Here is a 16802-nt window from a genome sequence, read left to right on the forward strand (position 1 = left end):
GGACATCGCGGGGGCTTGTCCCCGGGCAGGAACCAGCAATGAAAGAGGCGAGCATGAAAGATCCGTTAGACGTGGCCTTCATTGGCATGGGCGTGGATACGGCATTCCGCGACCCCACGACGGGCAACTACCAAGGCGGTCAACTGGAATTGGTGGGGGAGGTGCTGGCATTCGGGCACTTGCTGGACACCCACTACGAGACGCATTTCCGAGCTGAAGGGTTTCCCGGCTGCTGGGCCTACGAAGTCGCCGAGACCTTCGGAGAGTGGGGCGCCCGCCAGTTCATGGCTGGCCAGATCCTCAATCCCTCAACGGTCCAGCTTTGGCTGGACAGCCATGCACCGGCGGAGGCGACTCGATGAGCTGGCAAACCGCTCTGGGTGCATATGACGCGCACCTGGCCGAGGACGGACGGATCGTCCGCAAGGGCAAGACCCTGGGCGTGACCATCACCGAGAAGAAGAACCGGCTGCGGATTGAATCGGTGGCTGGAACGCTCTTGGCGTCCGGGCCTATCGAGAACAAAACGGTGGAGCGGTTCGTCGAAAGTTTTTGGTTCTGGCAGAAGGAAGCCCACTGATGGCGACTTACACATTTGATATCCGCATAAACAAGATCGTGCCCCACACGGCACGGATGACGGTTGAGGCGGACAACATTGCCGACGCGATCCAGCAGGTGCGCAGCGACAACGGCGACGGGGCTATCTGGGAGCCGGAAGGCAATGGCTTCTGGGGCGATGACCTAGTGGTCGATGGCATGAAACGCACCAGCCCCGCACTGGACTTTGAGGTTCAAAGCGAGCCCATCGAAGATTTGGGCTTGGCATGGTTCAAGCGGCAGGAAGCCAAGCAGGTGCCTGCATGAAACGGCGTACCGGTTCCATCCATCCTGGCTATGTCCGGCGCATTTCACCCACTGCCGTGTCGGTCATGCCCTTCACGGGATCGACCATCGAAGACATGGAGCAGCTTCGCAACCTGGCCAAGCAGTACGCGCGGCAAGTTCCATTCGGGCTGGATTGGCCCGTCAATTTCTGGGCCGACAAGATCGGCTGGGAAACTGAAGATCAGGCTGCACGGGTCTGGTTGAACCACTACTTCCAGACTCACAGCACCGCCACCGAGACGAAACACTGATGAACACACAAACCTTTCATGGCCCTGATGGCTGGACCTTGGTCGCCGATCGCCGGCAAGTCTTCCCCGACGACCCCGGTCAGGGCACGCCGTTGATGGTCAATTCGCCACTGGGAACGGCCAGCGGCACGCTCAACCGCGTTTTGGAAACAGCCGAAACGGACACCGACAGTGGTCGCCTGCTGCCTGTCCCGGGCCGGGTCATGGCCTGGCTGGAAAACACCGCGGATGACGCACAGACCTGGGTATTCGCATGAATGACAAAGACGACAAGGTGGTATTGCTGGACCAGAAGCGAATGGAGGCGTTCTGGGGCAAGCCCATTTCTGTGTACACCCGCGCCCAGGCGCTGGAGGACGGTACGCTCTGCGATCTAACCCCCATCGCGCCGCGCTATGGGTTCAAGATCCCGATGGCCTGCACGAGCGCTGTCTGGCACACCATCGAGTGGCGTGACGACATCGAGGCCCGGAAGCAAGACAGTACGGGCCAGTCCACCGAAGGCCGGTTGCACGACGTAATGATGATGGCCGGCTTGGCCGCACAGGCAGCGGCACGAAAGGAGCCGTCCCACATCGTGGAGTTCAAGGTTCTGCTGGTGCCCACCCTGGGCAGTGTCGTCAAGCCGCTGGAAGAAACCTTCGTCCTGGTGGTGTCGGGCGGCGACAACGGTGAGCCCGTATTGACCCTCATGCTCCCGGGCGAAGACTGATAGCAGGTGCTAGCTGTAGCTAGCTCCAGCTAGCACCCGATATCAAGCCGCCTTTGGGCGGTTTTTTGATTTGTGGGTGGATGTAGTCCAGACGACATCGGACAAACGAAAGCCAGAGAGCGAAAGGTTTCGTCGACCTTCGCCTCTGGCTCCCAAAACGCCATAAGGACACAACCCCTATGACCACCGAAACTACACTTCTCGCCGTTCATGTCCTGATTGCAGGAATTCATCTCTACCTGACGTGGCGGTGGCGACCCCGCTAGTCAGTATCTCTACCGCAGGTCCTTCGACAAAGCCGCACCAGCACAACTGATCAGACTTTGCCTTCCTTGACCGACCCAGGCTAGGCGACCACCCCCAAGTTGTCCAGAGTGAGTGGGCGCTTCTGTCGCGGTAATGCGAACCAGACCGCGCTACTAACCTTGCCACACACGACAAGTCATCTACCTTGGTAGGACACACCGCCGAGGATCAGTCATGTTCATTCGCCAGCCCGACCATAACCCCGACCAGACCCGCGAACTTCATGCGGCCATTCGCGCTGGCAAGATCAAAGCCTTGCATGCCTTGGTCAAGAAAGGGGTGTACGTCGATGGACTGGCGTTTGATTTGGCGCGTGTCCATATGCCCAAGCAGGCCGAACGCCTGAAAGACCACCAACGGAAAACGTACTATGGCTGATGTCGTGAAGATCTTGCGTCTCCGCAAGGAAAAGCTGTCCTACCGCGCTATCGGCGCGCAAGTTGGCTTGTCTAAGGAGCGGGTGCGCCAGATCCTCCACGAAGAGGGGGTGTTTCACGACCCCACCGAGCGTCGGAAGAAATCAGAAGCTCGGCGCCAGCTCATCTTGAAGCTCAACGGGAATGGCCTCACCCAGCAGCAGATTGCTGACCGCTTGGGTTTGAAAGCCCACACATCCGTGGGGGATATCCTGCGTCGTTCCGGCGTCTCCCGCTGGGAAGAGCAACGACTACGCAATGGCGTGAACGATCAAGCTATCTTGCGACTACGAAATAAGGGACTGACCTACCGGCAGATCGCTGATCAATTGCGTCTGCCCACGACCAGTGCCGTCTACCAGTCCTTGAAACGTAGCGGCGCCACCACGGCCAACACCACTATACGGTTAGACCTGGATGAGGCGATCCGTCTGCGTCATGCAGGTCTGTCGCATGGCGAAATTGCCAGGCTCCTGGGTGCCAGCGTGAGCGTGGTATCCAACGCACTGTCTCGAGCGGGTGTTGTGGAACGCCGCCGCAAGGACTGACACAGCTCAATAGAGATGAAAGAAGCCGCCGCAAGGCGGCTTTTCTTTTGCCCTTTAGCGAACCAGAACGGGAGCTCAGGACTTGACGAACACGACAAGCCTCCGACGATGGATTGATAGCACCTGCTAGCTGTAGCTAGCACCTGATAGCAGATCCCCCAACACACCACACCTATGAAAACCAAACCTTCCAACGCCAACCTCTACCTCTACACCTTCCTCTCGCTCCTGCTGGGCTTGGCGGCCACCGTGGATATCGGATCGCTATCCAGTCGGGCCATGGCCAACCAGAACGACCGTGCAGAGATGGCCTTGCAACGTTGGGGACTGTAATGGCCCGGCACGTCGCAGTGGCCTCCCCCAAGGGTGGTGTCGGCAAAACGCTGATCGCCCTTCAGTTGGCAGGGCACTTCGCAGTCCGCGGCGAGCGGGTGTGCCTGGTCGACCATGACCCGCAGGGTTCCTGCCTGATCTTCGGCAAGGTCGCTACCAATGCCAATGTGGAACTGCCTTTCGTTCCCACCACTGCCATGGTCAGCGGGTTCGATACCTACATCCACGATTACCCGCCTGGATTGGCCGACACCTATGCGCCGTGCCGCATTGTCGTCGTGCCCACCTTGCTGGACGCGGCCAGCTACCTGGTCCACAAGCGGGGCTTACGACACTTCCAGGACTTGGGACTGCGTGTCATCCCGGTGGCCCAGCGAGTCCGTACCGACCGCAAGGAACAGCGGGATCTGTTGAAACACTTCCAGGATGGCGTAGTCCTGCGCGATCGGGCGCTGTACGCCAACTGTTATGGGAAAGGGCTCACCGTCGCGTCGGCGCGTGGATTGCCACACCTGGGCCTGGCCCAGTCAGAAATCGAACGCCTGGCTCAGGCGGTAGATGGGGGAGGGAAGTGAATATGCCGCGTGAGTTTCGCAATTTTACTATCGTTGAGGATGATGGCGCCAGACATGTCGTATGGAAAGACCCGAGTAAGGTTCAAGTCATAAGCAACCCAATGGGACGACTTGAAGTGTCACGAAGGCGTGACAGCGTAGTTCATTACGAACGGAATTCCATAGGGTTGTTGTTTCTACGTCAGTACTGCGAATCACATGACGGTATGCCCTTGCCATGGAAATGTTTTGAGCGGGAACGTCAAGAACGGTGGCGGGAAGCTATTGTCAAAGAGACAAGTGGGGACCCCCAGTGACCCGCGCCCTGATCTGTCGTCCAGACGGCACGATTGAAGAGCTTGACCTCACCCTGGCCACGCCTAATGAAACCGAGCAGGCCATTACCAATCACCAAGAACTCGAATGGGTGCATGCCGTGGTGCGCGCCCTTCACGAAATGAAGGAGACCCCATGAGTTGGAACGACCTGAACCCTGATGACCTGGCCCAGGTGTCCTATCCCGAGAAGGCTTCGCGGATGTCCATCAAGCGGGAGCCGGGGGTTGCCAAGATCATTGCCCGCGAATTGCCTGTCGGCGGCAAGAAGGTGCTGTTCCTGCGCGTACCCGAGGACCTGCACGAACGCTTGGAAGACCGTGTCATTGGTCCAATGAACACTGCAGTCGTCGCCATCCTGGACGAGGCGTTGGACCGATTGGACGGCGGCAACAAGACCTGGCGCGTGATAGCACCTGCTATCAAGCGCAAGAAAAAGCGGTGATTGGAACTTGAAGGCACATGGCCACGGTCGTGGCCAACTTCGTTCTGGTGATATCACTTCGCTATCGCTTGATAGCACCTGCTAGCTGCACTCAAACCTCACAAGCGCTCCGAGAAATCGGGGCGTTTTTCTTTTCTATTTCCGCGTTCCGCTTCGCACGATTGTGTGTGTTGGCACCTGGACATTACTCCCATCTCTCACATGATGGTTATGTGCTAGCAACTGCTATCACACACACCAACGGAGCCCAGACATGAGCCTTTTTGATCGCATTGCCCACTCACAAGAACACAGCTTCATCGCCCTTCGAACCAACGGTCTTCTGACTGTTGCTTTGACCGGACTGGCAGTCCTTACCGCCGTCTTCCTTCCCCTCATCGTTGCCTAATTCGAGACTGCACCCATGAACATTGCTGATATTCCATTTCCATTTTTTATGACCGTATCAATGACGACATTGTTTTTTGTCTCCACCTTCGTAGTGACCTACATCGAGAGCAAATCCAGTACTTCCGCTAGCGATCGACTTGCTAATTCCTTCGTGTGTTCGGTGAAGTATTCAGCCTTGGTTGGATTGGGCATGGCTGGTCTCTTTTGTGTGTTGATGGTTGGCACATTTATCTCCAAGGCATTGTGGGCTGGCTACCTCTTTGTAGTCGCCTAACCACAAACCAACTCACACGGACCCCACACTATGAACATCACTGAATCCGCCATTGTCACCGCCATTGTTCTCTCCATTTCCGGATCTGTCCTATGGATTGGGGGCAAGGTCATGGACCAGGTCGACTCCCACACCGCCTTCATGGAAGTTGCTGCGGACCCTGCGAACGACGCGGAAGCCATTGAGCGTGCCGCCCGCATGACGGAGGAACAGCGTCGCAAGGCTCTCGAGCAGTACGCCGCCAAGTAATCCCATGCGCATAGTCGAATCCGAAGACGCCAGGGACCTGGCCATGTACGCCGACCCGATTTCCGGTCACACCTACGCCGTCATCTGCAATCCCATTGCCGACGAAGACGCGTACCGCTACCGCCTTATCTGTGCGCGGATCCCCGAGTGGATCAAGCAGGTCAACACCGCTCGCTCCGTTTCCCGCACGCCAGGGATCCAGATCTACGACCAGTTCGATGTTTCAGGCCCCGACATTGAGTCGGAAACCACAAGAACGCGCGTTGCCGCGCTCATACGCGAAGCCCGAGTCCTGGGCGGCGCCCACCACCTCGTAATAGACCGGAGAACCCCATGAACCGTGCTGCATATCCCCGTCTGGTTGAAGCTATCCAGACCCAATCCCTGATTTGCGTCCAGGACGCCCTGGCGGAACTGCGAGCGCTGGAAGAAGCTCAGCTCGTCCATCGTGCCGAGTGGTGCCCCTCCACCAGGGAGTTCAACTGGGAACTCACGAACGCTCGTTCAGATGAAGACCTGACCCCCATGGCCGTCCTGACTCACTTGTACGCCATGAAGAAAACCAAAGGCGACACGGCCTCCTGCGACCGTCTGGAAGCGATTGCTGTCTGGCTGGTGGAGCAAGGCGCCGATCCCTTCCTGGAACAGGCCCGCACCCTTGTCCGAAAGGGTTGGGACAACGGAATGCCGGTGTATGTCCGAGGCCGCGGCAAGACGCTGGTGGAAGTCTTCGGCCAATCCAACCTGCCCCAGGTGGTCCAGGACATGATCGAGAAGGTCAATGACAGCGAAGGAGACGAAGCCCGGGTCCTGCGCTATCACATCGAGCGGTACGGTCTGGCAGCTTGACGGGCAGGGGGAGCGGGTGCGACAAGACCGGTAATCCCTAATCCGTTCAGCCATGCACTCCAAAGCCAGCCTGACCTTCGACCACGCCCTCCAGGACGCCTTGGACCTGGTCGGACATTTCGACAAACTCAACGCCCAGCCGCCGCCACCCGAAAACGAGGTCTTGAAACGGGCCAGCCTGGTCATGGCCTTGGCCGCCCTGGAAACCTATTTCGAGGACCGCTTGGTGGAAGCAGTCGAGACTGTCGCCGGCACCGGGGACGGGCACTTGCCCCAGTTCATGCGGGACTGCCTGGCCAATGATTTGAAATATTTCCACACCCCCAGCACTGACCGAGTGCGCCCGCTGTACCAGAAATACCTGGGCGTCGATATCACGGAAGGGTGGAAGTGGAACCACATGGAGCCTTCAACGGCTCGCAGCGAACTCAACAAGCTGGCCAAGAAACGCGGCGACATCGCTCACCGATCGGGCAGGCCTGCCAACGGTACGCCCACGAAGCACGCGGTCTCCCGCGACGACCTGCGCAAGTACATCCACTTCATTCGGCAACTGGTTGTGGCGACGGACGCGGTACTGGCGAAGGCCGACCGTACACCCGGCTAAACGCCGACCAGTACCGGTTCACGAAGTACCGGGTCTCATCCAGTTCGCCTGGCAACCCCATGTCCTGCTGCGCCCGCAGGCGCACGAACGCTTGATCGAACTCCACTTCGGCTGCCTTCAAGTCAGCCACGTCGGCGACACACTGGGCCTGGGCGCGACGCTTGGCGACCAGCTTGCGCTGGCGCATGGCACGGGGTCCGACTTCACGGGTGGCAACGCCTGCGGGCACCTGCAGGCCTGCCACTTTCCGTAGGCGCAGCTCGCCGACACTGGCCGACGTGAGCCACCAGTAATCCTGGAAGTCGCGCAGGTTTGAACGACGACCGACACCGACCACGAGGGCATTGGCGTCGATCAATTGCCAGACCACCTGGCGGAACTTGTCGTCGGTCAGCAGATAGACCGTAGCGCGCTTGTCGCGTTGAAGAGGCACGCCGGACAACTTGGCCAACAGGCGAGCCAGGCCTTTGGACTGGCCATCGCCGTAGCGGGCGGTGACGCCAAGGAGGCATTGGCCGTCGTCGGTCTGGGCCGCATAGACACGCGATCGGGGGAAGGCATGACGCGACGCCAGGGCCGAACGGAACGCCGGCAAGGTGGAGGACGGGGGCAGGGGAAGCAGGTGGTTGGCCGATAACTGGAGCGCAGCCAACCGCTGTGAGGCGAGGTGGTCGGGCACGTTGTCGAGGGTCAAGAGGTCAGCCGAGGCGCGGACTTGCTGGCAACGCCGACAGCAGACGAAGAGGTTATCGACGGTGAGTGGGCCGCCGAGAGAGGTGTGGACAAACGTGGCGATGACGGGGTGATCGAAGCCGCGAGCGTTGGTGCGGTCGTATGGCTTGAGGCAGAGCGGGCAGGTGTCGCCGGCCTGGGTGAGAACTTTGCGACGTGCATAAGTGGGGGTCGACAGGTGGTACTGCGTATCGAGTGGCGCAATGGCAGCCAGGAAATCGTCGAGCGTCATGGTGGGGGAAATGGGCGTCATGGAAAGCTGAACGAGTTGATCTTGGAACCAGTGTAGGTGGCTTGTCGTTGTGGGCAATGGGCAGTCTTGCGAGCGAAAACGACGGCCGCCAGTCAACGACAGGTGGAGCGTTTGTCGTTGACTGGCGGGAAGAGCAAGAGCGTCGGACCTATTGGCGAAGAGCTTGGGACGTTTGCGATTTTGCGGCCTGTCGAAGAACGACGAGGCGAGCGCAAAGCAAAGTCGGGGGCATGGACAACACGCACCTATGGTTTTTTTCCTGCAGCGGTAAGAACTGACCGCTTACGAGCGCCTAACCCTTGATAAGCCTGGGTTTCGGAGTACCGCCGGCATTACCGCCATCCGAACCCCGAAAACAGCCTAAAACTGCTTTGCGGCGTGTTTCGCAGGTATTACCGCCGACCCCTTGCCAAAAGCGACAAACGCCATAGCGTGGTTGAGACCCGTCAACCATCTAGTTTCCGTTCGCTATGGCCAAACGCAAGACCAGCATTGCCCTCACCCCTCGCGAAGTCGAACGCTTCCGGGAGGCTGCTGACGTTCGCGGTCTGTCGCTGTCGGAATTCATGTCGCAGTCCACAGCCAACGCCCTGGATACCGCCGACGCTACCGTGGTGTTGAAAAGCTTTGCCGCGGATCTACGCGCCGACATCACTCGTCTGATGGAACGCCTGCTCGAGTCCGATGTGCTTCAAGCCCAGGAGCGATCTCGCTTCCTCGATGAGCAACGAAACGTCCTTGGCAACTTCCTGGAAGGCCTGAAAGCCTCCCAGCGCGAAGCCGTCAAGGACGCTTTTCAGTTCGGACAGAAGCACCCGACCACACCCAAACCCAGTGACCAAGAGTTGGGCATTCATCGCCCACCCACACCGCGGTCCTAACCCAACCACCTCTTCCTCCCCACCGAGACCTCCCCTATGAAGATTTCCGTTCTCTCCCTCGCACTGGCCGCGACGCTCGTTGCCGCCGCTCCCGTCCTGGCCCAGCAGCAGGCCAGCCCCACCACTGAACAGACCGACGCCAAGCCCGCCAAGCCGAAGGCTGACAAGAAGCGCTTGTTCAAGTCCGGCGCCCTGGGTTGCCTGGGTGGCGGCGCGCTCGCTTACCTCACCGGCAAGAAGGACAAAGCCTTGGCCGCGTGCGCGGTCGGCGCCGCTGTGGGATCCATCGCTTCTTACCGCAAGCAGCTGGACGAAGCCCGCGCCCTGCAGCAAGAAGCCCAGGCCGCTGGCATGACCGCCACCGTTTCCACCAAGCAAGCGACCGCCAAGTCGGGCGAGAAGGTGGAGGCCCTGGACGCGGTGGTCATCGCCTACGACCCGGCGAGCATGTCCGCCCGTGATCCGAAGACCGTTGCCGTTCTGGACAAGATCTCGGCTCTGGCCAAGAAGTCCAAGGAGCCACTGTCGATCGCTGTCTCGGGTCGCGACCAGAAAGCCTGCCAGATCCCGCTCGCCGAGTTGCACGCCCGCGGTTCATTCCCGCCAGCCACCGCTGTCGACAACTGCGGGAAGGGCAAGACCCAGATCCTCATCACGCCCGTGCCGGACGTATCCGCTTGATCATCTTGACCGGCCCCGAGTCCTGGGGCCGGTCTCTTCCCCGAGGGACACCCATGAACCTCCAGCAGATCGAAGACCAGTTCGCCGCCATGAATTACTACGAACGCCAGGTCTTTGTCTTTTTGATCGACTACCAGCTCCGCCGCCAGCAAGCCCGCGCCCGTCGCCTTTCCACCGCCGTCGACGCGCACTTACGCGCCATCCTTCGATCCACCCAACGCTCATGACCGACAACTTCTTGGACCTGTTCCAACCCGAACCCTCGACCAATCCAAAAGTCGCACCCGAACTGGCCGCCACGCCTGTTCCTGCGCCAGCCCTTGCACCAGCAGAGCCGGCCACCTCGATGTTCGATGGCGTGCTGGATGATCTGGTGCTTCCCGAACAGCCTGGCGTCGACGTGCCGGCTTTGCCAGAGCCCATCGAGCCTGAGCCAGAACCACAGGCCTGGGAGCCCGAGCCCGAGATCGAGACTGCCCCCGAGCTGGTGGCAATCGACGAGCCCGAGATCGAGACTGCCCCCGAGCTGGTGGCAATCGACGAGCCCGAGCCCGTCGCAGACAAAGTAGTCACCCCGCAGGCCGAGGTGGAGACCGACACCGCCAGCGTCATTGAGAAATTTGAAACGCAGTGCTCCATCGACCCCTTCCAGTCCCATGACGAAGCACTGGACGCCCTGGTGGCTGACATCCAGGCAAGCCCGGAACCCGAGAAACGCGTGGTGTTGGTACACCGTCCCGAAGACAAGGCGCGGTTGGAAGAGCGCCTGGTCGATACGCCCACCGACGTGCGTGTGGTCACGACCGCTACCACGCCCAGAAAGTCCCGCGCTCCGCTTCTAGTGGGTGTCGGATTGGCCGTCCTGGCCCTGGGAGCGATCGGCTGGTGGACGCTCTCTAGTAACAAGGAGTCGCCCGAGCCTGCCGCTTCAACGGTTGAACCTGCAGCCCAACCCGCGGTAGCCGAGCCCAGCACACCAGATATCCAGGTACCCACCACACCCGAGCCAGTCGTGATCAACCCGGCCGACTTGGTGGCGGATGTGATCCAGACAACTCCTGAGCCCGCACCCGTCCAACCAGAACCACCGGTTGTCGAGCCTGAGGTCGCACCCGCACCTGTTGTTGCTAAGGCCGCTCCTGCACAGCCTTCGGCTCCCAAGCCGAAGGCCAAGCCAGCAACGCCTAAGCCCAAGCCCCAACCAAAGCCCGCCGAGAAGACCTGGCAAGACGACGCACTGGACCAACTCGACAATCTTGAAAAGCGCTTATAAGTTCGCATTCACAGACTTGCCAAGTACGACAACCCGCATACCTTGGAGGGACACACCTTCCAAGGTTTTTTATGCTCCTGGATAAATTCTTCGTCAACTTGCGCACCGGTGCACCTGGCCGGTTCTTCGCGAGCAAGGTCCTGAATATTTACGGCCGCCTATTCATCGGCGGACCTTCGCTCAACGAAATGCCCGCCGAGAAGACCTGGCAAGACGACGCACTGGACCAACTCGACAATCTTGAAAAGCGCTTATAAGTTCGCATTCACAGACTTGCCAAGTACGACAACCCGCATACCTTGGAGGGACACACCTTCCAAGGTTTTTTATGCTCCTGGATAAATTCTTCGTCAACTTGCGCACCGGTGCACCTGGCCGGTTCTTCGCGAGCAAGGTCCTGAATATTTACGGCCGCCTATTCATCGGCGGACCTTCGCTCAACGAAATTCAAGGTCCCGACAAATCAGTGCGTCAGCACTTGGCCGACACGTACTTCGATATGCCGGTGGACCGCACGCCAGCCAAGCGCAACGAGAACCATGAAATTTCGGCGCTGTGGACTGAGAGCCTGCGCCAGGAAGAACACCCACAGGTGGGGCGCGCCGTAGCGATTGCCACCACCTTGCTTTGCACCGTGTTGTTTTCGCTGGGTGGAGCGGCAAAAGAAGCTGGCGAGAAATGGGATAGCTGGAATGGCCAGCGGAAAGCGGCCAATGCTGCACAAGACGCGCGTGCGTATGTCGCCAAGCGCGAAGACTTGAAGAAAGAGTGGGTCGGCGATATCGCCAGCTACTCGGCCCAGAAGTGTCTTGACGAAGTGTCTGCACTTCGTAATCGCACGACGGATGAAGCTCGCGACCGGTATGCAGTTCTGGAAGCCGGTTGTTCGAATAAGCGAAACGAAATCACCACGATCGCCCAGACCTGGTCGTTGGACCAATGCGCAACTTTCGGGAAGGAAGGTACTCAGCAGATTAAAGCGGGTGGCAGCCAGACCTGGCTGGATGGCCTGATCTTTCAGGAAGTCTGTTTCGTGAAATACGGCGACGACCTGTCGGCGCGACTCAACTAAGGAATGAAGATGACCACGATCGAACGCGCCCAGACCTTCGTCCGCAACCGACTCAACCTCTACGACGCCTTGAACCTCCTGCCTACGCTCACGGCACGGGCAACCGCTTTCATTCTGCGTCGGCCTTACAACCCTGCCACGACCAATAGTCGTGCGGGTGTCTACGCCAGGGCCCAGGCCCGCTATGACTACATCGTCCAAGGTGGAGAACTGGTCAACTGTGCGCCACCCCTACCGGGGGATCCGCTCCTGTATGTCCAGAAAAGCGACCACGCCGATCTTCGCGTCTTGGGTGCTGTGGAACGCGATGGCAACTGGTACATGCCCGAAGGGATCGACGACGAAGCCCAGTGGAAGTTTCATCACTGGTTCGCCAAGGCTACCCCCGACCTGGAAGCGAAAGGCAACAACTGGCATATGACGGCCGATGGTCGTTCGACCAATGGATACATCCAGCCAGAGGATCTGTTCCGCGGCGGCGACAGCACTGCTACAGCGTTGGTCATGGGGGCATTCCCCGTGATCCTGGCACTGGCTTTCGTTCTGTACCAGGTCCATCCCCTGCTAGCAGGTGCTATCTGCCTGCCATTGTTGGCCATCCATGCCTTGACCCTCTATCAATGCGAAGGCACAGGCACGCTGTTGAAGGTGCTAGGCATTTCCGTAGTGCTGCCGGCGCTGATGGGTGGCATGTTCGGTGGTCCCGCGATGGACCTGGGCAATCTTCGCGCCACGGGCATATCCCTCTCCTGGTTGGCAGGCGCAGTCTTTGTGATGGCCTTCATTGCCTCTCGCAGTGAGAGCGGAAAGGCCGGAACCCCCATCTTCTCCCTGTTCACGCGATTCAAGCACGCCACGATGATCACCGCATTCGTGCTGGGCGTGAATGTTGCCTTGTCGCTGTTGCCGGCCAGCTTGTCATTCATCAAGCCACTGGGTTGGTTCATGGTCGCCTGCGCTTACCCGCTGTACTACACCTGGGGAAATTTCCGTCAACGCACAGCCGAGCTTGAGCTTCAAAGTAAGCAGAAAGCAGGCGGCAAAATAGGAGGTCAATAATGTCTATCGAAGCCACTGCCACTGGTCTATTGGCTCCCGCGAGAATGCAGCAGATCCGCGAAGCGGCGCGTGACAAAACGCCATTTATTCCGATTGCACAAGCGATGGGGATCACGGGTAAGGCTGACCTTCCCTGCGCTCCAGAAGCAGGGCAATGGATGGGATTGACCTTGCTGGACCTTTCGACTCACATGATGGTTTTCGGTGCTACTGGTACCGGTAAAACCTCATCCATCTTGCGTGCGATGGCATTACGACTGGCAACGTTGCCCGAGAAAATCGGGGCAGTGCTATCGGATGGTAAGGGTGCGATGGTCGCCGACATGCGTTCGCTGCTGACGATCGTGATTGAGCCGGGAACAAAGTTCGCACCCTTCCAAGGCATGAGTGCAGGTGTGGTGGCCGAAGCGTTTGCCCAGGCCAACGGCGAAAGCATGAACGACAAGGACTCGATTTGGGTCAAGGGAGCAGGCACCTTTCACCTGTTCTGTCTTACCGTTTTGGAAGCTTTGGTGTCGCATGAAAAAACCAACAAAGAAGACGCCGAGAAACGTCTGGCGTCGTTGGAACTCCAAGTCCTGCACCTGTTAGCAGACCGCGAATTGGCACGTCGTGCAGGTCGAGATACCGCTTCCTTTGGTCGCCTTCTGGATGAAAAGAAGATGGCGATTCAATCCACCAAAGATTTCATCATGTCCACACGGCAATACCGCTGGACGCCCGCCGGTTACAACCGCTTGAAGGACATCCTTTCGATCCCGGTCGAAACTAAGGGCGGTCTTATGCGGCCGAACGACGACGCCTTGGATATCTTCCAGTTCCTGGGCTACAAGCCCAGCGATGATCAGATCGTCAGTCGACCGGTCAGCGTCCACCCGGACCTGCGCGCCTCGGGTCGTGTGCTGTCACGTGCCATCGAATACTTTGTCGTGAAGTGGCCAAACATTCATGATCAAGGCCGCTCGTCCTATCTCATGAATGTCGAAGAAGACATCTTGGGGTTCTTGAAGTCTGACTTGCTTCGCGGCTCGATGATCAAGGATGTCGACCACGGCGACGAACCCTGGGCCGATACGGAAGAGGGCGTTGATGTCCTGGGCGCGTTGTATGGCGACTGGATCGGTATCAACCTGCCAGCGACGCAATACGGACACACCGCTAAGGTCATCGCCAAGTTGGTGAAGTCCAAGGTCTTCAACGCTATTCGCGAGCGCGGCCAGAAGTATGGAGATCGCTGGCGCGAAGCCACGGGACAAGTCTCGGTCATGGACATGGTCGACGAATGTCAGGACATGGTTTCGCCAATGGAAATCAATCTGACGGCTGTCGCGCGTTCACTGGGCTTGTTCTTCGTGTACGCCACGCAGACCTACGAGTCGCTGGACAGCGTGATGAAGTCCAAGGAAGCCAAGAACCGGTTCCTCAACAACTTCCTGTCAATCGCGTCGTTCCGTGCGTCGGAAGAAACGTATCGCTACCTGCAGTCACGCGCGGGCAAGGTCAAGAAATTGCGGGTACCCACCCAACCGCAGGCCTTCATGGATGTTTCGCGCGCAATCGATACCTTCGACAACACCATCTATGCCGACCCGAATCATCCGTCGGCACATATCTTGCGCGACCTGGATCGCCGCGGATCCACTCGTCTCCAAGTGGTGGTGGATGGAATGCAGCCGTACCGGGGTCTGGCCAAACGAATTCCCCTAGACGAATTGCGTGACCAGAACTATCTGCCTGTGTTCCTGGGCGGCAAGTATGAGGTGGCGGAAATGCTGGAGGACTGGGAACTCAATGACTCCTTGTCGGTGCGCGGATCCGTGATCCTCATGCTCAACCGCGCCGGCCATGCTCGTATTGACTTCGCGCGCACCAAGTACCACTCCGTCCAGGACGTGGAAGACGCCTTGGCCGCCCACCGTTCCAAAGCCGCCTAACCCAGGAGACCACCATGTCCGCACTCACCGATTACGAAAAGAACGAACTCTCCCTGGGCCGGCGCTACCGCCAGTACGAACACGCCTACAACGCCGCGTTTGCGGCTGATCCCAATCCACAGGCGCGCCAGTTCAACGAGACGGCCGCTCGGGACGACATCCAGTGGAAGCGCCTCGAGACGTTCCGGGGCAACGACAAGGGCGCGTATCACGCGCACCAGTCCAACCCGTCCGATCCGCTGGCCAAGCCCACCGAGAAAGAGGCCGCCGCTTGGCAGGCCAACCAGGTTGACCAGTGGCGTATTGAGCGCGAACCCGCGTTTGGGCAGAACGACGCGACGAACAACAAATGGCTGGGTCTGACGCCAGAAGCCCGCAACTCCGAGAAGGGCCAAGCCTTTCTGGCTCACGTCGAACAAAAGCATGGCGCAGCTTATGACGCCTATGCGGCCAAGACGGGCAACAACGCCGTTGATCGCAGCGATTACCTGCGAACGATGGGTGTCGTAGAAGCCGAGAGCATGAGCGCTCGGGCCCAGAGCCAGCAGCAAGCGCCCCAGCAGCAGGCGCCCCAGCAACAAGCAGCAGGCAAGACTCAAGCCGCCCAGGAGGCAGCCACAATCCAGGCGCCGGCACCGGAGGTCAAGAAGTCTCGCTTGAACTTCGCCGACTTCTCCCGTCCTGTTGACCAACAAGTCGATGAATGCGCGGCGAGCATGGCCAAGCTGTCGGATAAGGAACTGGACCAGACCAAGCAGCAGGCGATCCAGCAACATGAAGTCAAAGGCCTGGGTGATTTCCAGGAAGCGAGTGCCAATGTCGAAAGCTACAACCGCGTGCAGTCTGCTTTGCAGGAAGCCCGCGCCGCCCGTAGGCAGGAAAGCCTGGCCGAGGCGCAATCTCGAAACCGGAGCCAATCACAATGAAGACAGGAGCGAGGGCCCTATTCTTCCTTTCAGCCATCCTTTCCACCACCGCTTTCGCCAAGATCCCACGGATCGACGGCATGAGCAGGGTGACACATGCCCATGCGCAGCAAGCCTTGGACTGTTCCCAGCGTTTGGGCCGCAAGCCAGATCTGTTGATCGTGGCCGACATGCGTCTGTCCGCGTCTGAGAAGCGGCTTTGGGCGATCGACACCCGAACCAACACGGTGGTGTTGCGCACCGAAGTCGCGCACGGTCGAGGATCAGATCCCAGTCAGTCGGGTAGGGCGTCGGTCTTCTCCAACACTCCCGGCTCCTTGATGACTTCCGTTGGACTGTATTCGGTGGCCGAGTCGTACAGAAACACCCAGGACGGCTCCACCCGCCGCCGTTTGGATGGCTTGATGGTGGGGTTCAACGACAACGCCCGCGAGCGTGCGGTTGTCCTGCACCCGTCCAACTACGTCCGCTCAGGTTGGGCCGGAAGGTCCGAAGGCTGCCCAGCGGTTTCGTATGCCGTGATGTCCCAGTTGAACAACCATGGTCTGGACAATGCCGTGCTGTGGGTCGAAGGCGACGTGGCAGGCCTCTCCGAGTCGATTGCAGCGTGTTCGGGCTCGACGATCCGCAAGCGCTTCCGGTGGCCCTGGCAACCGAAACTGCCCGCCAAGCCGCAATGGGCCCCCGAGTCGACGGACGCATTCAATCCGTACTACCAAGTGGAAGCCGAAGGGTTTTGTCCGACACCTGACCTGACGGCCGCCACCTCTTGGTGGATGGGAGCGCCGGTCTATGCCGAAGCCGTAGGTAGCCGCTGGACCGTGCGGTATTAGA

28 protein-coding genes are annotated in these 16802 nt (G+C 59.3%); 27 read left to right on the forward strand and 1 reads right to left on the reverse strand.

Annotated features, from left to right (window positions below; translation table 11 throughout):
• Window positions 1-38 precede the first annotated feature (38 nt).
• From CSC65_RS05900 to CSC65_RS05980, 17 genes are all read left to right on the forward strand, one after another.
• Complete coding sequence (locus CSC65_RS05900; RefSeq protein WP_162409400.1) at window positions 39-362, forward strand: hypothetical protein; 324 nt, start codon at window positions 39-41, stop codon at window positions 360-362.
• The gene (locus CSC65_RS05905) at window positions 359-580 is read left to right on the forward strand and encodes a hypothetical protein (RefSeq protein ID WP_162409402.1); all 222 of its coding nucleotides are present in this window, start codon (window positions 359-361) and stop codon (window positions 578-580) included. The genes CSC65_RS05900 and CSC65_RS05905 overlap by 4 nt, the downstream gene beginning before the upstream one ends.
• A complete protein-coding gene (locus CSC65_RS05910; RefSeq protein ID WP_162409404.1) occupies window positions 580-867 on the forward strand; it encodes a hypothetical protein in 288 nt (95 codons plus the stop codon). Before CSC65_RS05905 ends, CSC65_RS05910 begins: the two co-directional genes overlap by 1 nt.
• The gene (locus tag CSC65_RS05915; protein WP_162409406.1) at window positions 864-1139 is read left to right on the forward strand and encodes a hypothetical protein; all 276 of its coding nucleotides are present in this window, start codon (window positions 864-866) and stop codon (window positions 1137-1139) included. Before CSC65_RS05910 ends, CSC65_RS05915 begins: the two co-directional genes overlap by 4 nt.
• The gene (locus tag CSC65_RS05920; RefSeq protein ID WP_162409408.1) at window positions 1139-1396 is read left to right on the forward strand and encodes a hypothetical protein; all 258 of its coding nucleotides are present in this window, start codon (window positions 1139-1141) and stop codon (window positions 1394-1396) included. Before CSC65_RS05915 ends, CSC65_RS05920 begins: the two co-directional genes overlap by 1 nt.
• Window positions 1393-1851 carry a DUF6573 family protein gene (locus CSC65_RS05925; protein WP_162409410.1) on the forward strand — a complete coding sequence of 153 codons (459 nt, stop codon included), beginning with the start codon at window positions 1393-1395 and terminating at the stop codon, window positions 1849-1851. Before CSC65_RS05920 ends, CSC65_RS05925 begins: the two co-directional genes overlap by 4 nt.
• Window positions 1852-2331: 480 nt before the next feature.
• On the forward strand, window positions 2332-2535 hold the full coding sequence (locus tag CSC65_RS05930) for a hypothetical protein (RefSeq protein WP_162409412.1): 204 nt from the start codon (window positions 2332-2334) through the stop codon (window positions 2533-2535).
• Entirely contained in the window at window positions 2528-3121 is a 594-nt protein-coding gene (locus CSC65_RS05935) for a hypothetical protein (RefSeq protein WP_162409414.1), read from the forward strand. The genes CSC65_RS05930 and CSC65_RS05935 overlap by 8 nt, the downstream gene beginning before the upstream one ends.
• Window positions 3122-3295: 174 nt before the next feature.
• On the forward strand, window positions 3296-3454 hold the full coding sequence (locus CSC65_RS05940; RefSeq protein ID WP_162409416.1) for a hypothetical protein: 159 nt from the start codon (window positions 3296-3298) through the stop codon (window positions 3452-3454).
• Window positions 3454-4029, forward strand: a complete 576-nt coding sequence (locus tag CSC65_RS05945) for a ParA family protein (protein WP_162409418.1) — start codon at window positions 3454-3456, stop codon at window positions 4027-4029. The genes CSC65_RS05940 and CSC65_RS05945 overlap by 1 nt, the downstream gene beginning before the upstream one ends.
• A gap of 292 nt (window positions 4030-4321) precedes the next feature.
• Window positions 4322-4483 carry a hypothetical protein gene (locus CSC65_RS05950; RefSeq protein WP_162409420.1) on the forward strand — a complete coding sequence of 54 codons (162 nt, stop codon included), beginning with the start codon at window positions 4322-4324 and terminating at the stop codon, window positions 4481-4483.
• A complete protein-coding gene (locus CSC65_RS05955) occupies window positions 4480-4788 on the forward strand; it encodes a hypothetical protein (RefSeq protein ID WP_162409422.1) in 309 nt (102 codons plus the stop codon). The genes CSC65_RS05950 and CSC65_RS05955 overlap by 4 nt, the downstream gene beginning before the upstream one ends.
• A gap of 403 nt (window positions 4789-5191) precedes the next feature.
• A complete protein-coding gene (locus CSC65_RS05960) occupies window positions 5192-5452 on the forward strand; it encodes a hypothetical protein (protein WP_162409424.1) in 261 nt (86 codons plus the stop codon).
• Window positions 5453-5482: 30 nt separating this feature from the next.
• Window positions 5483-5701, forward strand: coding sequence for a hypothetical protein (locus CSC65_RS05965; RefSeq protein ID WP_162409426.1), 219 nt, complete (start codon window positions 5483-5485; stop codon window positions 5699-5701).
• A gap of 4 nt (window positions 5702-5705) precedes the next feature.
• Window positions 5706-6038 (forward strand): hypothetical protein, encoded by a 333-nt coding sequence (locus CSC65_RS05970; protein WP_162409428.1) that lies wholly within the window; start codon window positions 5706-5708, stop codon window positions 6036-6038.
• Complete coding sequence (locus CSC65_RS05975; RefSeq protein ID WP_162409430.1) at window positions 6035-6550, forward strand: hypothetical protein; 516 nt, start codon at window positions 6035-6037, stop codon at window positions 6548-6550. The genes CSC65_RS05970 and CSC65_RS05975 overlap by 4 nt, the downstream gene beginning before the upstream one ends.
• A 52-nt stretch (window positions 6551-6602) precedes the next feature.
• Window positions 6603-7157 (forward strand): HEPN domain-containing protein, encoded by a 555-nt coding sequence (locus tag CSC65_RS05980; RefSeq protein WP_162409432.1) that lies wholly within the window; start codon window positions 6603-6605, stop codon window positions 7155-7157.
• Here CSC65_RS05980 and CSC65_RS05985 read toward each other — a convergent pair.
• Entirely contained in the window at window positions 7093-8142 is a 1050-nt protein-coding gene (locus CSC65_RS05985; protein WP_162409434.1) for an HNH endonuclease, read from the reverse strand. The genes CSC65_RS05980 and CSC65_RS05985 overlap by 65 nt on opposite strands.
• 470 nt (window positions 8143-8612) lie before the next feature.
• On the opposite strand from CSC65_RS05985, the gene CSC65_RS05990 reads away from it, so the two are divergent.
• The 10 genes from CSC65_RS05990 to CSC65_RS06035 all read left to right on the forward strand — a co-directional run bounded on the left by CSC65_RS05990 (window position 8613) and on the right by CSC65_RS06035 (window position 16801).
• Window positions 8613-9023, forward strand: a complete 411-nt coding sequence (locus tag CSC65_RS05990; protein ID WP_162409436.1) for a hypothetical protein — start codon at window positions 8613-8615, stop codon at window positions 9021-9023.
• A 36-nt stretch (window positions 9024-9059) separates the two neighbouring features.
• Window positions 9060-9704 carry a hypothetical protein gene (locus CSC65_RS05995; protein WP_162409438.1) on the forward strand — a complete coding sequence of 215 codons (645 nt, stop codon included), beginning with the start codon at window positions 9060-9062 and terminating at the stop codon, window positions 9702-9704.
• 53 nt (window positions 9705-9757) lie between these two features.
• Window positions 9758-9931 (forward strand): hypothetical protein, encoded by a 174-nt coding sequence (locus CSC65_RS06000; protein WP_162315758.1) that lies wholly within the window; start codon window positions 9758-9760, stop codon window positions 9929-9931.
• On the forward strand, window positions 9928-10977 hold the full coding sequence (locus CSC65_RS06005) for a hypothetical protein (RefSeq protein ID WP_162409440.1): 1050 nt from the start codon (window positions 9928-9930) through the stop codon (window positions 10975-10977). Before CSC65_RS06000 ends, CSC65_RS06005 begins: the two co-directional genes overlap by 4 nt.
• Before the next feature lie 71 nt (window positions 10978-11048).
• Complete coding sequence (locus CSC65_RS06010) at window positions 11049-11234, forward strand: hypothetical protein (protein WP_162409442.1); 186 nt, start codon at window positions 11049-11051, stop codon at window positions 11232-11234.
• Between the two features lie 71 nt (window positions 11235-11305).
• Window positions 11306-12049: a hypothetical protein gene (locus CSC65_RS06015; protein WP_162409444.1), complete on the forward strand. Its 744-nt coding sequence runs from the start codon at window positions 11306-11308 to the stop codon at window positions 12047-12049.
• A gap of 9 nt (window positions 12050-12058) precedes the next feature.
• Window positions 12059-13108 carry a hypothetical protein gene (locus tag CSC65_RS06020; RefSeq protein ID WP_162409446.1) on the forward strand — a complete coding sequence of 350 codons (1050 nt, stop codon included), beginning with the start codon at window positions 12059-12061 and terminating at the stop codon, window positions 13106-13108.
• Window positions 13108-15042 (forward strand): type IV secretory system conjugative DNA transfer family protein, encoded by a 1935-nt coding sequence (locus CSC65_RS06025; RefSeq protein WP_162409448.1) that lies wholly within the window; start codon window positions 13108-13110, stop codon window positions 15040-15042. Before CSC65_RS06020 ends, CSC65_RS06025 begins: the two co-directional genes overlap by 1 nt.
• Window positions 15043-15056: 14 nt before the next feature.
• Window positions 15057-15968 (forward strand): hypothetical protein, encoded by a 912-nt coding sequence (locus CSC65_RS06030; protein ID WP_162409450.1) that lies wholly within the window; start codon window positions 15057-15059, stop codon window positions 15966-15968.
• The gene (locus CSC65_RS06035) at window positions 15965-16801 is read left to right on the forward strand and encodes a murein L,D-transpeptidase catalytic domain-containing protein (protein WP_162409452.1); all 837 of its coding nucleotides are present in this window, start codon (window positions 15965-15967) and stop codon (window positions 16799-16801) included. The genes CSC65_RS06030 and CSC65_RS06035 overlap by 4 nt, the downstream gene beginning before the upstream one ends.
• The last annotated feature ends 1 nt before the right edge of the window (window position 16802 follow it).

Origin of the sequence: Pseudoxanthomonas daejeonensis (assembly GCF_010093205.1) — a bacterium.
Lineage (GTDB): Bacteria > Pseudomonadota > Gammaproteobacteria > Xanthomonadales > Xanthomonadaceae > Pseudoxanthomonas > Pseudoxanthomonas daejeonensis.